Origin of the sequence: Metabacillus bambusae, assembly GCF_017497975.1 — a bacterium.
Classification (GTDB): Bacteria; Bacillota; Bacilli; order Bacillales; family Bacillaceae; genus Metabacillus; species Metabacillus bambusae.
The window spans coordinates 21,923-40,436 of sequence record NZ_JAGDEL010000020.1 but is presented as its reverse complement, the minus strand read 5'-3'; the positions used below and the strand labels follow the sequence as shown (position 1 = coordinate 40,436).

Annotated in this window: 18 protein-coding genes; 15 read left to right on the top strand and 3 right to left on the bottom strand. The window is 34.8% G+C overall.

Annotated elements, in window-relative coordinates; genetic code table 11:
* Window positions 1–441 precede the first annotated feature (441 nt).
* The 3 genes from I7822_RS21110 (at window position 442) to I7822_RS21100 (ending at window position 1,953) form a co-directional block, all read left to right on the top strand.
* Window positions 442–786, top strand: a complete 345-nt coding sequence (locus I7822_RS21110; RefSeq protein ID WP_207981052.1) for a MerR family transcriptional regulator — start codon at window positions 442–444, stop codon at window positions 784–786.
* Window positions 783–1,235 (top strand): SRPBCC family protein, encoded by a 453-nt coding sequence (locus I7822_RS21105; RefSeq protein ID WP_207981051.1) that lies wholly within the window; start codon window positions 783–785, stop codon window positions 1,233–1,235. Before I7822_RS21110 ends, I7822_RS21105 begins: the two co-directional genes overlap by 4 nt.
* Window positions 1,236–1,521: 286 nt before the next feature.
* On the top strand, window positions 1,522–1,953 hold the full coding sequence (locus tag I7822_RS21100) for an SRPBCC family protein (RefSeq protein WP_207981050.1): 432 nt from the start codon (window positions 1,522–1,524) through the stop codon (window positions 1,951–1,953).
* Window positions 1,954–2,127: 174 nt separating this feature from the next.
* Here I7822_RS21100 and I7822_RS21095 read toward each other — a convergent pair whose 3' ends face one another.
* Window positions 2,128–3,363 (bottom strand): ATP-grasp domain-containing protein, encoded by a 1,236-nt coding sequence (locus I7822_RS21095; protein ID WP_207981049.1) that lies wholly within the window; start codon window positions 3,361–3,363, stop codon window positions 2,128–2,130.
* 433 nt (window positions 3,364–3,796) lie between these two features.
* Entirely contained in the window at window positions 3,797–3,961 is a 165-nt protein-coding gene (locus I7822_RS21090) for a hypothetical protein (protein WP_207981048.1), read from the bottom strand.
* 491 nt (window positions 3,962–4,452) lie between these two features.
* Between I7822_RS21090 and I7822_RS21085 the strand changes: the two genes are divergently transcribed.
* Window positions 4,453–5,202: a TerC family protein gene (locus tag I7822_RS21085; protein WP_207981047.1), complete on the top strand. Its 750-nt coding sequence runs from the start codon at window positions 4,453–4,455 to the stop codon at window positions 5,200–5,202.
* Between the two features lie 147 nt (window positions 5,203–5,349).
* Here I7822_RS21085 and I7822_RS21080 read toward each other — a convergent pair whose 3' ends face one another.
* Complete coding sequence (locus tag I7822_RS21080; RefSeq protein WP_207981046.1) at window positions 5,350–5,937, bottom strand: TetR/AcrR family transcriptional regulator; 588 nt, start codon at window positions 5,935–5,937, stop codon at window positions 5,350–5,352.
* 187 nt (window positions 5,938–6,124) lie between these two features.
* Here I7822_RS21080 and I7822_RS21075 point away from each other — a divergent pair, with 187 nt between their 5' ends.
* The 11 genes from I7822_RS21075 to I7822_RS21025 all read left to right on the top strand — a co-directional run bounded on the left by I7822_RS21075 (window position 6,125) and on the right by I7822_RS21025 (window position 18,336).
* The gene (locus tag I7822_RS21075) at window positions 6,125–7,039 is read left to right on the top strand and encodes an ABC transporter ATP-binding protein (protein WP_207981045.1); all 915 of its coding nucleotides are present in this window, start codon (window positions 6,125–6,127) and stop codon (window positions 7,037–7,039) included.
* The gene (locus I7822_RS21070) at window positions 7,039–8,643 is read left to right on the top strand and encodes an ABC transporter permease (RefSeq protein ID WP_207981044.1); all 1,605 of its coding nucleotides are present in this window, start codon (window positions 7,039–7,041) and stop codon (window positions 8,641–8,643) included. Before I7822_RS21075 ends, I7822_RS21070 begins: the two co-directional genes overlap by 1 nt.
* A 392-nt stretch (window positions 8,644–9,035) precedes the next feature.
* Window positions 9,036–10,052, top strand: a complete 1,017-nt coding sequence (locus I7822_RS21065) for a LacI family DNA-binding transcriptional regulator (RefSeq protein ID WP_207981043.1) — start codon at window positions 9,036–9,038, stop codon at window positions 10,050–10,052.
* 233 nt (window positions 10,053–10,285) lie between these two features.
* The gene (locus tag I7822_RS21060; RefSeq protein WP_207981042.1) at window positions 10,286–11,137 is read left to right on the top strand and encodes a sugar phosphate isomerase/epimerase family protein; all 852 of its coding nucleotides are present in this window, start codon (window positions 10,286–10,288) and stop codon (window positions 11,135–11,137) included.
* Complete coding sequence (locus I7822_RS21055; protein ID WP_207981041.1) at window positions 11,134–12,231, top strand: Gfo/Idh/MocA family protein; 1,098 nt, start codon at window positions 11,134–11,136, stop codon at window positions 12,229–12,231. Before I7822_RS21060 ends, I7822_RS21055 begins: the two co-directional genes overlap by 4 nt.
* Window positions 12,232–12,366: 135 nt before the next feature.
* Window positions 12,367–13,749: an MFS transporter gene (locus I7822_RS21050; protein WP_207981040.1), complete on the top strand. Its 1,383-nt coding sequence runs from the start codon at window positions 12,367–12,369 to the stop codon at window positions 13,747–13,749.
* 735 nt (window positions 13,750–14,484) lie between these two features.
* Complete coding sequence (locus I7822_RS21045) at window positions 14,485–14,694, top strand: IDEAL domain-containing protein (protein WP_207981039.1); 210 nt, start codon at window positions 14,485–14,487, stop codon at window positions 14,692–14,694.
* A 149-nt stretch (window positions 14,695–14,843) separates the two neighbouring features.
* Window positions 14,844–14,987 (top strand): hypothetical protein, encoded by a 144-nt coding sequence (locus I7822_RS21040; protein ID WP_207981038.1) that lies wholly within the window; start codon window positions 14,844–14,846, stop codon window positions 14,985–14,987.
* A 351-nt stretch (window positions 14,988–15,338) separates the two neighbouring features.
* The gene (locus tag I7822_RS21035; RefSeq protein ID WP_207981037.1) at window positions 15,339–16,844 is read left to right on the top strand and encodes a malate:quinone oxidoreductase; all 1,506 of its coding nucleotides are present in this window, start codon (window positions 15,339–15,341) and stop codon (window positions 16,842–16,844) included.
* Between the two features lie 586 nt (window positions 16,845–17,430).
* Window positions 17,431–17,712 carry a hypothetical protein gene (locus I7822_RS21030; protein ID WP_207981036.1) on the top strand — a complete coding sequence of 94 codons (282 nt, stop codon included), beginning with the start codon at window positions 17,431–17,433 and terminating at the stop codon, window positions 17,710–17,712.
* Window positions 17,713–17,790: 78 nt separating this feature from the next.
* The gene (locus tag I7822_RS21025) at window positions 17,791–18,336 is read left to right on the top strand and encodes a GNAT family N-acetyltransferase (protein WP_207981035.1); all 546 of its coding nucleotides are present in this window, start codon (window positions 17,791–17,793) and stop codon (window positions 18,334–18,336) included.
* Window positions 18,337–18,514: the final 178 nt, after the last annotated feature.

The following is an 18,514-nucleotide window of genomic DNA, read 5'->3' as shown; positions in this document are numbered from 1 at the left end:
TAAACAAAAAATTAGAACAAGTATTTTACTTCTCAATACTTGTTCTAATTTTACAATTATTAGAGTGTAATTATAACATCTTTTATAGAGCTCTGATCCTTGATAGGGATTATTGTTGACATGATCAATGCAGGGAATGGATTTATTTAATGAATTCGATTTTAAACATTTTACGAAACATCCGTGCTTATACCTTAATTTTTCAAGAAGATATCAGATTCTGCCCTCTCCTAAGAATATTGTGAATACCTCTTATTTTGATACTCCATATTAAAAGTGAGACTTTAGAGCAATTGAAAGTTACAGGTTTAAAATTTACATGCTGCTGCAAATAAAGGCAGTTACTGTATAACTTTTCCCCTTTTCTAAAAAATAAAAAGTGTAAAAAAAGTTGACCCTGTAGTGCACCCCACAGTTTATCATAGAGGTGGGAGGGAAAGGATGTACAAGATTAGTGAATTTGCTGAGATGACTGGATTAAGTAAAGAAACATTGCGTTATTATGCTGAGGTAAAATTACTCGAGCCTGCTTACATTGATCCTGATAATAACTATCGATATTACGATGATGGAAGCTATTTTTTGGCGATTCTTTTAGTAAAGCTGAGAAGGTTTGGCTTTACGATACAGGAAATGATTTCTGTTATGGATGATGAGTCATTTGCAAATTTAGAAGCTTTGTTGATACAAAAGAGAGAGAAAATAAAAATGCAAATCGAAGACCTTACTCTTAAAGTTGAAGAGATTGATGGTTTTCTTGCATCTGGGAAGGAGGAAGACGAGTGATTCATTGGAAAGAAGAAATCGTGATAGAGAAAAATATTGAAGAGGTATGGAGATTATTTCTTGATAAAAACATAAAGAAAATCATGCCTAAAGTGGAGGAGCACATATTAATTGAAAAAAAGGAAGACGAAGTGGGGGCAAAGCATCAGCAAAAATACCGTGAAGGGAAAAGGGTAGAGACCTACATCGTTGATACCTTAGCGTACGAGGATCTTGAAGATAAAAAGCTAAAGCAAATTAGCTTTGTTTTAGGAAAGGCCTTCGAGATTACACTTAGCTTTACACTACTAAAAATCGATGATACTCACACAAAATTTATTTATGAGGGGCAAAACAAAGGGGTCAACTTTGTAGGAAGAGCTATGTTAAAGCTAGGCAGTGAGAAAAGCAACAATATTGTTGTGAAAGAGTTTATGCAAAAGGTTGAACAGGAAGCACAGATGGCGTAAAGTTATGTGTGACGCAGAGAACTTGCCTTATACTAAAAGATGAGGAGCCCTTTTATGACTTTATTATTTTGGACTTTTATAATTGTTTGTTGATTTGGTTATCAATACTGCTGGTCTCCCCCGAATTTTTTACTAATTGGATGGTTAGGTTATGTAGTTTTAGCTCAGGAGACTGTAAAATAGAATTAATATCTTCAATGATTCTGCACAAATGATTATTTATGACTGATGTAATCAGGACAATCAATAGTATATTAACTACTAGAAAGAGAGTGGTTCTAACGTTATGAACAACCATACGAAATTTAACATCTTAAAGCCAGCTAATGAAGTATTTGAAGCCTTTGTAGACCCTTTTAAAATCGGGAATTTTTGGTTCTCATCAAGTTCAGAAAGATGGGAATCAGGCAAGACGATAACATTGAAATATGATATATATCAAGCAGAAGCGCAAATTCATGTGGTGGAAGTTGAGCAAAATAAAAAAATCGTATTCAAGTGGGGCGAAGCTGAGGAAGAGCACGTTGTTACAATCTCGCTAAAAGAGGTCGATTCAGGTACTATTATTGAAATTACCGAAGAAGGTTTTCATGAAAATGATCCTGAATTAATCCATAACATGTTAGACAATAAAGAAGGTTGGGTGTTTATGCTGACCTGTTTAAAGGCATATCTAGAATTTGGTGTTAATAAATTGAGAGCAGGATTAGCTACATAACGATTCATTCTAGGAGAGTCCTTTTCCTTTTTGTATTGTATTTGAACTATTGGGACACCTTGAAATTTATCTTGTATATTTATCCTTATTTAAAAAGTTCCACAATACTAGAAACCAGTCTCGGTAAATATACTATTATCGAGACTGGTTTTTATAAAAATAAATTTCACAATACTATTCCATCGTATAGAGACCATCGCTAGCCATCGTATCTAGAACACCCTCGACCTCTTGGGTGGAATGTCCTATTACAAGACCAATTACTTTTGATACTCGATTTTCACCTGGTAGATAATTCGCATCTAAGAAGCTTAAAGGAACAAATTGGTCTTTTGACATGTATTTTTCCACAACAGGTATTAGCTGGTCAAAATCGTTCATCCACTCTAAGTTACAAAGCCGCACGGTTTCTTTCCGATATTTTTTTTGAATATCATCGTACAGAAACAAACCACATGTTGAAGCATTCAATCTTATATTTAAATCAATAAAGTAATAGTTTTCACCGCGAATGAGTACATCGAACCCGGCAACTCCCACGTATCCTTTTTCCGTAACTTTTTTCATTACCTCATAGCCAGTTTCCACAATTTCAGCGATCTTGTCATCTACATCAACGGTGATCCAGCTACCTCGGAAGCAGCCATCTTTATTAACAATTTGTGCTGATTTACCTAGAAAATTGATTTCTCCCTGTTTGTTAACGACATAATGAAGCGAAATATTTTCATCATACTGAATCGCTTCTTCAACGATAATTTCTGATAAATCACCAAAGGTCTCGTCAATTTCATATAATTGCTTTTCTTCCTCAATAATAAGTACGCCATAACCTCCTGACGTCGCACGTCCATCTCCAGTTTTTAAGATGATTGGAAGTGCTGTTTTTTCTTTGATAATTTGTTCGATGCTCATTATGCTCCGTTTTGGTACATTTTTTGGAGGAACAAACTCGGGAATGTTTCGTTTATCACATAAATACACTTGTATCTCTGGGTCAATCCAGGATAAATTTGAAGAAAAGACATCACTAGGATGTGGATATTGAAAAATCAACCTTTGATTTTGTTTATCAAGTTTATTTAATAATTGGATATATTCATCTTCTGTGTGATAAGTATAAAGTATGGAAGGTATCTTAAGTCCCGCTTTTCGAAGAAGAGATAATGCTGGATCTGTCACAGTTGCTGCATGACAAACAACCGGAAAATCCCCAACAATACTTAATTCTCGTGCTGTTAATGATTCTAAACTTAATAAATCTCCGGCAAAATGCTGATAATCATGGGCATATAACTTCGGGTTATAAACATAACCCTTACCATAAATATCTTGAAATGTTGCAGAAGGCCGAATAGGTTCGATTATCTGTTCTTTCTTATGATTGATTAGTGATATTGTTTCTTCCATACCCTTACCTCCCATGTATTTATCGAATTTTGTTAGTAAACCCTAGATTCTAACTAGTAATCTAGTAATTCTTTTTTACCCTAAAGCTGTCATGATCTAAACATTATGTTATGGCATAATGTTTTGAACCTATAGAGCGGATTGAATAGATAGGTTGTCCATGTATTAGAAAAAAGTTATTTTATGATAGATATCAAGGAAGTATTATGTGAAAGGTAAATTCTTCACACTCGATTCATCTGGTTGTATTATTTTTAATGGAGTAGAAAGGGAATTAAAAGATTAGGCAAAACTTGCAAAAAAGTTTAAAATCATTTTAATGAGGGAAAGTACAATTGACATGCTCGAAATCGTACAAAAGTAGTTATAAGCAGAAAACCCCTTCTTCAATCAAACAGCAAGCTTGATAAGGAGGGGATGGGTTATTTGCTATTTATTGATCTGTGGTATCAGTCATATTATTTAAACTGTTAGCATTTGGATACGGTTCTCCATACCCTTCAACTTTACCAGCATGCTCTCTGTGATATTCTGACCCTTGATTATTACTTTGTGCATTGCTTTTTTGCTGCTTATTATCATTGGATTGATTTGACAATTACTTTCACCTCCTAAACACATATTAGAATGCTTTGATTTTGTGAAATTATTCAATTGATATAAAAATATGGAAAATAATAATTGTACAATTTGAAATCGTGTGAGATTCTTTTATTAAAGCATCGTCACCTTGTACGTCTAAAGTAAGCAATAAAATCATTGTTAAAAACTTAAAAAAATTGGATGTTATGTTAAGACTTTTTCGATTTCCTAATAGTTAGAAAAGGAGGGATATAAAAACTTACAAAAACAGCTATTTGTTCACTTTATCTCTAGTAGTATTTATCATTACTATACATATTAATCAAAGAATTAAATCGTAATAGACCAAAACAATGTAAACTAATCTTACGGTGCTTGTATTGAATAATGGACTGGCTATAATGGGACAATATCGGAGAAAGAAAAGAACAAAAATCCACTAAAATTTCAACAAATGATTTACTTTTGTCATAAAAGTTGTGTTTTCACTATTTTTAGGAGGGTATTATGGAACTATCTTTATTATTAGAATATGGCTGGGTTTTAATTATTCTGATTCTTTTAGAAGGTTTATTATCTGCTGATAATGCTTTAGTTTTAGCTATTATGGCAAAGCATTTACCTGAAGAACAGCAAAAAAAAGCTATTAATATAGGTTTGTTATTAGCTTTTATCTTTAGAATTGGTGCAATTTTTATCATTTCGTACCTATTCCACGTTTGGCAAGTTCAAGCAATTGGGGCTGCTTATTTAATTTTCATCGCTTTAAGACATTTATTAAAAAAGCACAACGATGAAAAAGAGAAAAAAGTGAAAAGCTATGGGATGACTGTGGCACAAATTGCTTTAGCAGATATCGCATTTGCTGTTGATTCAATATTAGCAGCAGTAGCTCTTGTTGTTGATTTGCCTGATACGACTATGGGTGATATTGGTGGTATGGATGGCGCTAAATTTATTGTTATTATTATTGGTGCAATTGCAGGTTTAATTGTCATTCGCTTTGCAGCAGGAGTCTTTGTTAGGTTATTAACCAAGCGTCCTAGTCTCGAAAAAGCGGCTATGCTATTAGTTGGTTGGGTAGGGGTTAAGTTATTAATGCATACTCTTGCACATCCTTCGGTACACATTATTTCTCATGATTTTGTTGAAGGTGTCATTTGGAAGTCAATTTTCTGGTCAGTTATGCTGATTATCGCTTTAGGTGGTTGGTTTTTATCTAAAGAGAAAACAGAAGAAACACTCGAAGGAAAATAATCTTAATAAATCCCTGCTTTTTCAGCATTTTATTAATTACGTATCTATTCAAAGAATTATTTATCATTGCTGAAAAATTTATTTCCTCAACGAATGCAAGCGTTGAGGATTTGTATTTTTCGGCAATCGAAATAGTCAAAAAATAGTTTAATTATCCCTTTTACCAACAATCCCATAAAAGAAAATATTCGTAATATCCTCCGTCATCGGCAATATGCTCTGATAGACCTCTTCTCTTTGAATATAATCACTCAGCATCTTTACATAAAATAAAATTGCTTCATTTGATAAATTTGGATCAACAAACCCCTGTTCCTTTCCTTCCTTTAATAGGTGAGTAAAAAGAGGTATGACCTTTTGGGTATAAAGACCTTCGATATAATTACCTTCTTGAGAATATTCCTTCATCAAATGCTGATATAGCTCTACATGAATTTGTTTGGCTGTTTCTTTTTTCGAAAAAATGAACTGTTTTATTTTTTCTGGAAAAGGGATGTCAGCAAAAACAATTTTTTCAAATTGAGTGTATGATTTTTCAATATAATAAATGAACACATCATGAATTAACTTATGCTTACTTTCAAAATAATTATAGATTGTCACTTGCGAGACATTTGCTTTTTTCGCTATTTCTGAAATCGAAACCTTTTGAATTCCATATTCCATAAATAACGTTAATGCCGCCTCTAGGATATTCTGTTTTTTTTGTTCTCTTCGCCTTTGGAAGCCGTCCATTTCTTTCACCTCATTTTTAGTTTAATGAAATTTATGTAATAAAACAAATGAAATAGTTCATAAAATATTGTCAATGAGATATATTTTGTATATTATGAACTATATAAGTTTAAATATTTCATAACCTAACGAATTGTAAATGGAATGGTAACTCTAAGTCATTAGGATATTGCGGGGAGGATCTGACATGTCGATATTGAAAACAACGAATGTGACGAAGAAATTTGGAAAATTCATTGCATTAAACGGAGTAAATATAGAAGTTAATCGTGGGGAAGTCTATGGTTTTATTGGTCCGAATGGGGCAGGAAAGTCAACAACGATTCGGATTTTATTAGGAATTTTGAAAGCATCAGAAGGAAAAGCGATGATTTTTGGCAAGGATGCTTGGAAGGATGCTGTTGACATTCATAAGCGGATTGCGTATGTACCTGGCGATGTGAATCTATGGCCGAACTTAACAGGCGGGGAAGTTATTGACCTATTTATGACATTGCGTGGGACGACGAACAAAAGACGACGTGAGGAATTGATTGAAAGATTTAAACTAGATCCATCTAAAAAGTGTCGAACCTATTCAAAGGGTAATCGCCAAAAGGTTGCGTTAATTGCTGCTTTTTCTTCTGATGCCGACCTGTATATTCTAGATGAGCCAACATCAGGTCTTGATCCCTTAATGGAAAAAGTATTTCAAGATTGTATCATAGATGTAAAAGCAGCTGGGAAAAGTGTTCTGCTTTCCAGCCATATTTTATCAGAGGTTGAGAAATTATGTGATACGGTTGGAATCATTCGCCAGGGGAAAATCATTGAAACGGGTACATTACATGAGCTTCGTCACTTAACAAGAACGAATCTTCTTGTTGATACGAAGCGACTGATCACCTCTTTAGGTGAACTAAAAGGGGTTCACGATATTGAAAAGGTCGATCATGGACTTTCATTTCAAGTAGATTCAAATGAGCTTGACACGGTTATGCAGTATATTAGTCAGTTTGGCCTAGTGAAACTTGAGAGCTCACCACCTACTTTGGAAGATTTATTTATGCGCCATTACCAAGGTACAGGTTCAATTGCCAATACAGGTGGAGGTGTATCCTAATGTGGAAACAGCTATACAGTCAAACGAAAAGAATGGCCCGTTTCATTCTCCGACGCGATCGGTTACGGATCCCGATTTGGTTGATTGCTTTATCTTTCATTACCATCATTACTGCCTCAGCATTTACAGGTTTATATAAATCTGCACAAGAAAGACAGGCGATTGCTGAGACGATGAGAAATCCCGCGATGACTGCAATGGTTGGACCAGGGTATGGCCTTGATCACTATACTGCTGGACCAATGATGGCCCATCAAATGCTGCTTTTTACTGCGATGGTTGTAGCGATTATGAGCATTTTGCTTGTTGCTCGTCACACAAGGGCAGATGAAGAGGAGGGGAGAATAGAATTAATTCGCTCACTTCCAGTAGGGAGGCTATCAAATGCAAGTGCTACATTCCTCGTCCTGTTTAGCATAAATGTACTTTTAGCATTAATCATTGGACTTGGCTTATATAGCCTGCAAATTGAAAGCATTGATTTAGAAGGCTCACTTCTTTATGGGGCAGCTTTAGGAGCTACAGGTATTTTCTTCACTGCGATCACTCTATTGTTTGCCCAGCTATCAGAAAATGCTCGAGGTACAATTGGCCTGTCATTTACAGTACTAGTGGGAGCTTATCTCCTAAGAGCAGTAGGGGATGTAAGTTATGAAACCGTTTCTTGGTTTTCTCCGCTTGGGTGGATTTTAAGGACAGAAGTATATGTGAATAATCTGTGGTGGCCGATTATCTTAACAGTTGGAGCTTCTAGCATTCTAGTTGTTGTTGCCTTCTATTTAAATACGATTCGAGATTTGGATTCGGGCTTTTTACCTGCAAAGCCAGGCCGAAAACATGCATCACGTTTTTTGCAAAGTCCGTTTGGTCTTGCTTTTAGACTCCAGAGAACTGGGATCATTTCTTGGGCCATTGGGTTGTATGTCTTAGGAGCATCCTATGGATCAGTTTTTGGTGATTTAGAATCGTTTTTTTCTAATAATGAAATGCTGACGAATTTATTAACACCTGATAATGGGTTATCTTTAACTGAGCAATTTTTATCGATGCTAATGTCCGTCATTTCGATGATCTGTACGATACCTGCGTTAATGTTTATATTAAAGCTAAAAGCGGAGGAGAAAAAGAGCCGGACCGAGCATTTACTTTCTCGTGCGGTATCACGTTCAAAAGTAATAGGAAGCTATCTTATTCTTTCGATGATCTTTGGGTTAGTCATGTTATTTCTTGCGTTAGTTGGATTGTGGTCAGCTGCAGCCTCTGTGATGGAAGATCCGATTTCCTTTGATGTCATGTTTGAAGCAGCTATGGTTTATTTACCAGCTATGTGGTTGATGATTGGTTTGGCCGTGCTGCTTATTGGAATATTCCCGAAATTCACCGGATTTATCTGGCTGTATTTAGGATATTCGTTCCTTGTGGTTTACTTAGGTGGATTGCTGCAATTTCCTGACTGGATGAGGAATCTATCCCCATTCGGCAATATCCCTCAACTTCCAGTAGAAGAGATGAATGTATTAAAGATGACCATTTTGACCTGTATTGCCATCGTTTTGATGATTATAGGGTTTATTGGATATAGAAAACGTGATATTACTGGGTAATAGCTTAATGGAAAAAGCCTTTTTTCAATTGATTCTTGATGAAGGGCTTTTTCACAATTAGGAAAAAATTAGGGTGGGCAACACGTCGAAAAAATTCGAATTCGGTACAAAACTTGATAACTTTGCAAGTAGGAGTCTATTCGCATATGTTAAATATATAATGAGTTTCATATTTGTTAAGTTGCAACTTAATTGATAGAAGATGATTAAGTTGCTATTTAAAATTTTATTTCTCTCTCTCAATACACTTAATAGAATATCGGATATAATTATAATAAAATGTAAACTGACTAATCGTATAATTTATCACTATGAATAGTGATGTATATATGCTAGTGATATATAAACAAGGATATTGGTTGAAAAATGTGTTTAAAATTAAAGGAGTTATCATGGAAAGTAAAAACTTAACTATACAAGATGTTGCGAAAAGAGCAAATGTATCAGTAGCAACAGTCTCAAGGGTAATAAATAATAGCTCTCTAGTGAGGGAGGCTACTCGCAGTAAGGTATTAGAAGTAATTGAAACTCTCGGTTACTCTCCTAATTTTCTTGGTAGGGACTTAAGAAGAGATCAGACGATGAGAATATTACTTTTAACTCCAAGTCTTATATGGCCTATCATGCTTGACTTATTTCGTGGAATTGATGACGCCGCGCAGAGGCATGGATATAGTGTAATTGCTGCTCCTACTACAAATAGCAAAAAGAAGGAGCAAGAATTAATTGCCATGCTAAAAAATAGGTTTGTCGATGGTCTTATTGTAATTGGCTCAACACTAAGCCCTCAAGAACTAGATGATCTGGGTAAACAATACAGCTTAGTCCAATGTAGTGAATGGAAGGAAACAAAATATACATCCATAGTCTCCATTGACGATAAAAAGGCAGGTTATGATGCTATTTCATATTTAATAAAGTCAGGTCACAAAAGAATTGCAATGATAGGAAGCAAAAATAGTGGATCTGCTTTATTGCGTTTACAAGGATATCAAGAAGCAATAGCTAAAGCTGGCCTAAAATTTGATGAAAGTCTTGTTAAATTTGGGGATTTTACATATGAGGACGGCCTATGTCTCACAAAGGATCTATTAAAACTTGAAGATAAGCCCACTGCTATTTTCTGTATTAACGATGTAGTTGCTGTCGGATGTGTGAATGCATTGAAAAAGAATGGGATTAGAGTTCCTGATGAGGTGGCGGTTGTAGGCTTTGATGATACTAAAGAAGCGCTAATGTCTATTCCGGAGATAACAACCATCGCTCAACCAAAATATGAATTAGGATATAGAACATTCGAGCTTTTAATTAATCAAATGAACCAAGAGGGATCTAACTACCAAAATATTACTCTAGAGCACAACCTAATACTTCGTGGTTCAACAGTAAACATAGATATTAAAGAGTAAAATAATCGTCAATCGCTTTTAAAAAAAGCAGTTGACGATTTTAACAGTATAAGCTAAAATCAAAATGTAACGGATTACATTTTTTAATATTCTGAAATGTAAACGTTGACAGTTTTTTATCAAACAATGTAACGGATTACATTTTATTTTTGAAATCTTAAACAACAATTTTTTATGTATCAAAAAATGTAACGGATTACATTGAAAAGAAACTAAAAAATAGGAGGATGAACATGGAATTAGGACTTCAACTGTTTTCCGTAAGAGATGAATTACAAAAGGATTATGTTGGAACGTTAGAATCAATTTCTGAAATTGGCTATAGAAATATCGAACTTGCATTTCATGATGTTGAAAATGATATTCTTGTGAGTGGAATGAATCCTTCAGAATTAAAGCAGCACCTAGACAGACTCAATTTGAAGATTGTTTCAACACATGCCTTTCCATTAGAGAAGGCAAATTGGGATGAACTAATTCATTTTAATCTTGAAATTGGTAGTAGAGCAATCGTCTGTCCAATTGCCTTTTTTAAGACAAAAGAAGATGTATTAAGACAGGCTACAGCTCTAAATCAATATGCGGAACGTTGTAAGAAAAGTGGACTAGACTTTTATTACCATAATCATTTTCACGAGTTTCAAAAGTTTGACGGTGTATCAGCTTTTGACCTCATCTTAGAACATACCGACCCTAGCTTGGTTAAAATTGAGTTTGATACATACTGGGCATTAAGAGGGGGAGTAAATCCGATAGATTACCTCAAAAAGCTAGGGGGACGATGTGACCTAATACATCAAAAGGATCTACCTGTTGATGTTGAACCAATTAACATCTTTGAGAGCATGGATGATGAGATAGTCACAATGGAGAAATTTATGGACTTCTCCAAACCGGATTATTTCACAGAATTAGGTGAAGGGAAGATGGAAATTAAGCAAATCATTCAACAAGCAAATGATATTGGAAAGGCGAAGTATTTCTTTGTTGAGCAAGATTGGACTACAAAAGAACAGCTAGAAAGCATTGCGATTAGCTTTAAGAATTATCAAATGATAACTAGTAAGGAGTTGAATATAAAATGAATGAAAAGTTAAAGGTAGGAATTATTGGTTGTGGTGGTATTGCTTTTCAAAAGCATTTACCGTCATTATCAAAATTTACCGATAAAGTGAGCTTGGTTGCATTTTGTGATGTTGTACGAGAAAGTGCAGAAAAGGCATTAAAAGAATTCGGACAAAGCGACTCAACTATTTATGAAGATTATACCGAGCTACTAAAAGATGAAACAATCGATGTTGTACATGTATGTACACCAAACGTTTCCCACGCGGAAATCTCAATTGCTGCATTAGAAGCAGGCAAACATGTTATGTGTGAAAAGCCAATGGCAATTAATTCTGCAGAAGCAAAAGCAATGGTTGAAGCTGCAAAAAGAACAGGAAAGAAGTTAACGATTGGTTATCAGAACCGTTTTAGAAATGATTCAAGCGCCCTCTATGAAGCTTGTGAAAAAGGGGATTTAGGAGAAGTATATCTTGCAAAAGCTCATGCTATTCGTAGACGTGGAGTTCCTACATGGGGAGTGTTCATGGATAAGGAAAAACAAGGTGGTGGCCCATTAATCGATATTGGAACTCATGCACTAGATTTAACTTTATGGATGATGGACAATTATAAGCCTAAATCAGTCGTAGGTTCTGTCTTCCATAAGCTGAAGGATAAAAGTGAGGGAAATATCTTTGGACCTTGGAATCAAGAGGAATTTAAAGTAGAAGATTCTGCATTCGGATATATTAAGATGGAAAACGGGGCAACGATTATGCTAGAAGCTTCATGGGCTTTAAATATGATCAATACTAAAGAAGCTCAGGTAACATTGTGTGGAACAGAAGCTGGTGCAGAAATGTTTGGCGATGCATGGGCAGGAAAAGGACATGTAACGTTTAATTCGACGAAATATGGTCAATTCACAGAAACAAAAACTTCGTCAGAGGGTGGAGTTGCTTATTTCGATGGGGAGTCTCTCTCTGCGGGTGAATTAGAAGCAAAACAGTGGATCGATGCTATTTTAGAAGATAAAGAGCCATTAGTAAAGCCAGAGCAGGCGTATGTTGTTACAAAAATACTTGAAGCTATCTATGAATCTGCTGAAACTGGAAAAACGATAGAATTTTAGATTTATTGAAATGATCATACTCCATACACTTTTTAAAAGGACATGGGGTATGATCTAGGATTCGATTGAAAGCGCTTAAGTTAAACATTGGTTCAAGTAACTTGTTTTTTACTTTCATAAAATGGAGTTGATTAGATGGATGCAATGTTGCAGACAAATACAACCAAAGTAGAGACACAGCCTAAGTTAAGTACATTAGAAAAAGCTAGTTATGGTTTCGGTGACCTAGCTTCAAATTTTGTTTGGGGAATGACTTCAAGCTACCTTCTCTTTTTTTATACCGATATTTTTGGAATTACAGCTGCAGCAGTAGGTACCCTGTTCTTGTTAACAAGAATATGGGATGCAGTGAATGACCCAATTATGGGAATACTCGTCGACCGTACAAAAACAAAGCACGGAAAAGCAAGACCCTATATTCTCTATTTATCAATTCCTTTTGCAGTCTTAAGTATTCTTACGTTTATTACTCCAGATTTTTCAGATACAGGAAAACTAGTGTATGCATATGTTACTTATACCTTACTTGGTATGATTTATACAGGAATTAACTTACCTTATGGAGCTCTTATGCCAATGATGACGAGAGATCCTAAGGAAAAAACGCAATTAGGAAGCTTCCGGATGATGGGGATGGCCCTTGGTTCAATTTTAGTCGCAGCATTAACACTACCTCTAGTTGACTTTTTTGGCAATGGAAATCAACAAGTTGGATTTCCAATTACAATGGCGCTTTTTTCTGCTATTGGTATCATATTATTTTACTTAACTTTTAAAAATTGTAAGGAACGCTATAGTGAATATCACTCAATTGATGAAAAAGAGAAAGTAAGCATTAAAGAATCTATCGTAAGGATGATTAAAAATAAACATTGGGTGATTATTGCAAGTAATTCTCTACTAATATTCCTACGCCTCGGTCTTATGTATGGCGTATTAATCTATTACGTTATGTATGTATTAGAACAGCCTGGAATGGTTCCAGTCTATTTAACGGTACTTAATGTAGGTAACTTTGTGGGTGGGGCGTTGGCGCCAGCTATATTAACAAAGGTTGGAAATCGTAATGGTAGCTTAATCGTAACACCTATATCCATAGTATTATTTGCGGCTTTAGCCTTTATGGAAGGGGTATCCCCTGTATTATTTGTGTCTATCTTCTTTATAGCAAATACGCTTATCGGGATTAGTTTTCCAGCAAATTTTGCAATGTTAGCTGACACAGTTGATTATCAAGAATGGAAATTTGGTAAGAGAACAGAAGGATTACTATACTCTGGATATAGTTTTGCAACGAAATTTGGAATCGCCATCGGGTCTTCTTTTGCTGCTTATGCACTAGGCTGGGCAGGATATAATCCTGAGGCGTTAACAGAACTCGCTACATATACGATACGAGTATTAATGTTTGCGGCACCAATTTCACTTTCGTTAATTCAAATAGTTATTTTATTTTTTTATAAGTTAGATAAACAGCACCCACAAATTGTTTTGGAACTAGAAAAAAAACGGATTTAGAAAAAGGAAATTCAATTCAATAGGTGAACTTCGCCTCTAGTCGGTCGTTGTATCTTACTCTCAGTGTTGTAGTTTTATCTTATTAAGTGAATAAGTGATTATAATGAAAGAAAGTCTATCGATTTCGATAAAATGTACCCTTTGTAAAGAATATTTTAAAGAAGCATAAGCTCTTTTTTGAAGATGATCTCTGTATTGAAGTTTTGAACAGGGGTCATCTTATTTAAATTCCATTGATATCTGTAAAGGGATAAACCTAAAAATTGTTTTCGATTCATTGAATTATATTACATATTAGGGTATTATTTTTCAAAGCGATAAAGGATTATGTTTTGCTGCAAAGGGAATTATTAAATATCCTCATCGTTGAAATTCAAAAAAGGATGTAATATTATCTCCTATAATGTTTGAATCAAAATGAAGGGTATATTACACTTTATCTAATATCCACTAATGAAAGGGAATTGTTTTTTATTTGATTAAATTAAATCACATTTCACCCTAACTCCTGTACAATTTTAAACTTAGCTTTTAATATCCTTTACTTGTGTAAGCGTTTTCAGTTATAATAAAAGTAAGGAGGGTGGCACGAGTGGTCATCAATTTATATGGCGAAGGTGAGGCCGATATATATTGCTTTAAAATAGGAGGGTTTGTGATTTCTTAGTTTTATTTTTTCTTAAAGCCTTGAGACCAACATTAGTGAGATAGAAAAAACCAAGGAGTTGATTTTTGATGAAAAAGTCTTCGATTGATACATCTCAACAACTTGTAAATGATAATTTTGATTATGCGCAAATGGTGTTAGATAAAGCACTTCATGATTTTCAGATCGATCGAATTCTTAAGGGTATTGATCAGTCATTGGAGAATAGAAATAAAGATGAATTCCTACGGTTAACTGATGAATTAAAGATTATTCGTAAGCAAAGTTTTAGGCTATAAAAAATCTGCTGGTATACACATGAAACGCAAGAAATCGATTTAGATTTGTTTACTTTAGAAAATTAATACAAAATATTTTTTTTTAAATGTATAAGAGATTAATAGTTTGAGAATATATAAATAGGCTTAAAGAAGGGAGAAGAGTGTTGATGGAGAAAAAGCATATTATATCTGATTTTGTTAATGGGGACCGATTTGAATTAAATTCTTACTTAACTTATTTATTTGATAAATTTAATGCTGATGTTAAGGATCATTCGGAAGATAAGCCAATAAAACAATGTATTAACTGAACTGAAGGAGAAAAATTAATGAGTAAAGAAATAGTATAAGCGACCTCGTTATTCTAATTAGAATGACCAAGGTCGCTTTTTGTTGTTTTAATTTTACAAAGGAGAATCGTGCTGCAATTAAGAATATGCTTGAGTTTTTGTGTGTTCCTAGGCCTTGCAGAAGGACTTCTCCCGTTTTACAAGCTTTTAAATAATTTAAAATTATCATATAATAGAAGATATATTATTTACGAAAAATTGTAATACACAAAATATGGTTTTAATTGAGACAGAAAAGGTGTGTGACTAGGTCGCGCCTTAGCTTGGTGTGACGCCTTTTCTGCAAATTTCAGGGGAAAAGGTTGGTAAAAAATGAGCATCAGAGAAACTAAAACAGACGTCATTTTAATTGGCGCCGGAATCATGAGTGCGACATTAGGGACACTCTTGAAAGAATTAGTACCGGAATGGAAAATTACAATGTTTGAGAAGCTCGCAAATTCAGGAGAGGAAAGCTCTAACGAGTGGAATAATGCGGGAACGGGGCATGCTGCACTGTGCGAGCTTAACTACACAGTTGAAAAACCAGATGGAACAGTAGATATTAGTAAAGCTATAAACATTAATGAACAGTTTCAGGTTTCAATGCAGTTTTGGTCTTACCTTGTAAACAAAAAGCTGATACATAATCCACAGGACTTTATCATGCCATTGCCTCATATGAGTTTAGTACAAGGAGAACAAAATGTTGCGTTTTTAAAGAAACGATTTGAAGCGCTGTCAAACAATCCGCTATTCCAAGGGATGGAATTTTCCGATGAACCTGAAAAACTAATGGAATGGATTCCGCTTATTATGCAAGACCGCGCATCGAATGAACCTATAGCGGCAACAAAAATTGATTCTGGAACTGATGTCAACTTTGGCGCTTTAACGCGCATGTTGTTTGAGCACTTAGAGAGTAAAAATGTCGATATAAACTACAACCATAGTGTTAATGATATTAAACGTACTAGCGACGGCTTGTGGGAATTAAAAGTGCGAAATTCAGATAACGGTACTGTCGAACGCCAAACTGCAAAATTCGTCTTTATTGGAGGCGGAGGCGGAAGCATTCATTTACTGCAAAAATCAGGTATTCCTGAAGGAAAACATATTGGAGGATTTCCGGTAAGCGGAATATTTATGGTGTGTAATAATCCGGAAGTTGTAGAACAGCATCATGCAAAAGTGTACGGAAAAGCTAAGGTTGGTGCTCCGCCAATGTCTGTTCCACATCTTGACACACGATTTATTGACAATAAAAAATCGTTGTTATTTGGACCATTTGCCGGCTTCACACCAAAGTTTTTAAAATACGGTTCAATGTTTGATTTGATAACTTCCGTAAAACCGGATAATCTCTTAACTATGTTGTCTGCAGGTGCAAAAAACATGTCATTGACAAAATACCTGATCCAGCAAGTTATGTTATCAAAAGAACAGCGTATGGAAGAGTTACGTGAGTTTATCCCGAACGCCAATATCGAGGATTGGGATTTAGTAGTAGCGGGCCAACGTGTTCAAGTTATTAAAGATACTGAAGCTGGAGGCAAAGGAACGCTTCAATTTGGTACAGAAGTGATTACTGCTGCTGATGGCTCGATCGCAGCATTACTAGGTGCTTCTCCAGGTGCTTCGACTGCCGTTCACGTTATGCTTGAGGTAATCAATAAATGTTTCCCACAACATATGAAAGAGTGGGAACCGAAAATCAAAGAAATGATTCAATCTTATGGAGATACACTAATGGAAAACCCAGAGCTTCTGCACGAAATTCATACTTCAACAGCGCAGACGCTAGGTCTAGGCAAAAAAAAAGAGCCGGTTTTTAGTTAAATCTATTGATGTAGGAACCAAGGTATGGAATGAAAAGGCTTAAGCAACATTTTTCATTTACTACAAGTCTTTCTATAAAGAAGATTAAAAAGGTAAAGATTATAAAAAACAAAGATAAAATAAAGTGAAACTTCCATCAGAGGGTTTACTACCAGTTAAGAATGGGATGAACCTTTCATTTAAGAAATTGAGTAAATAATCATTAGAAATAATAATACAGAACCTTTGATCTATCTTTGGATTGAAGGTTCTTTTTTAAAGGTTGTTTTCTAAAAGATTGTTGCTTTTAAAATAAAAACTAATTCAGGTTGATTGGAGCGGAAGTGCGAGACTACTGCGGGAGCAGCGGGACAGGTGAGACTCATGCAGGCGTTTACGCCGAGGAGGCTCACCGCCCGCCCCGCGGAAAGCGAGCAACTGGAGCGGAAACCAACCACACCGCATACTTGGTAAATAGCAACAAAGTTTGCGAAAACAGCCTTTTTAAATATTATTCTATTAACGTAAGCTGGTTATTGGTTATTGCAATATGAACTTACAGGTAAAATGGAAAAATATGCTATTATTTGAATAAGGAGGCTATAAAATGAATGCTATTAATCGTTGGATTGGTTTCATTTTTCTTGCTTTCATTACTGTATTAATGTTCAACAAGGGAATAGATTTATGGTTTCTTGGAACAAATGTAGATGGTGATGGCATTGGAATACATTTTTTAGGATTAGAGATAAATGACCGAGTAGCAGATGAGAATATTCCTACATATGCAACCGGGTTCTTTGTTGCAAGTCTTATTACTTTGTTGATTGCCTTTGCAGCTGTTGGAAAAACAGTTTTAAAGTTAAAAGGTAACAAAACAGCATGTTAATTGTTGATATATAATCAACTAACTAGGTGCTTCAGTCAGTAACATAAAAATTATTAAGAGGCTAAAGAGGAGACATTTATGGTTGAATTAAAGTTTTTCAAGCGTTCAGATTTCAAACAACTAAACAATTGGATTGATTCACCTGAATTCTTACTTCAATGGGGAGGTCCTAATTTTAGCTACCCATTAAATGAGCAACAATTAGAGAATTACCTTAAAGATGCGAATAAGGATAACTCAACTGCTTTCGTTTATAGTGTTAAATATAAGGAAACTGGGAATGTAATAGGACATATATCTTTAGGTAATATTGACAGAAAAAATAAGTCGGCAAGAGTAGGAAAAGTATTAGTCGGGGATAAAAATGTAAGGGGGAAAGGAATTGGTCAACTAATGATGACAGAAATCCTCAAAGTTGCATTTGATGAGCTTAAATTACATAGAGTTAGTCTCGGTGTATTTGATTTTAACTTGTCTGCAATTACTTGTTATGAAAAGGCAGGATTTATAAAAGAGGGGTTACTTAGAGACTCCAGAAAAATTGGTGACCAATACTGGAGCCTATGGGAAATGAGTATTTTAGAGAATGAATGGTTGGAACCAAATAAAAACTATGAAATGTGATGATAAGTGTGATTTAAAAAAATTTAGATTGCTCCCTATTCGTGAGCATCACGATGGAGAATATCATGTTTTTTGGTTGTTTAAGTACAAGAAATGAATTAGTTCTTCTTAGTAAACGATTCGAATCTTCAAAAATGAAAGTTTCTTTTACAAATTCAAGTAAAATAAGAAGTTTTGC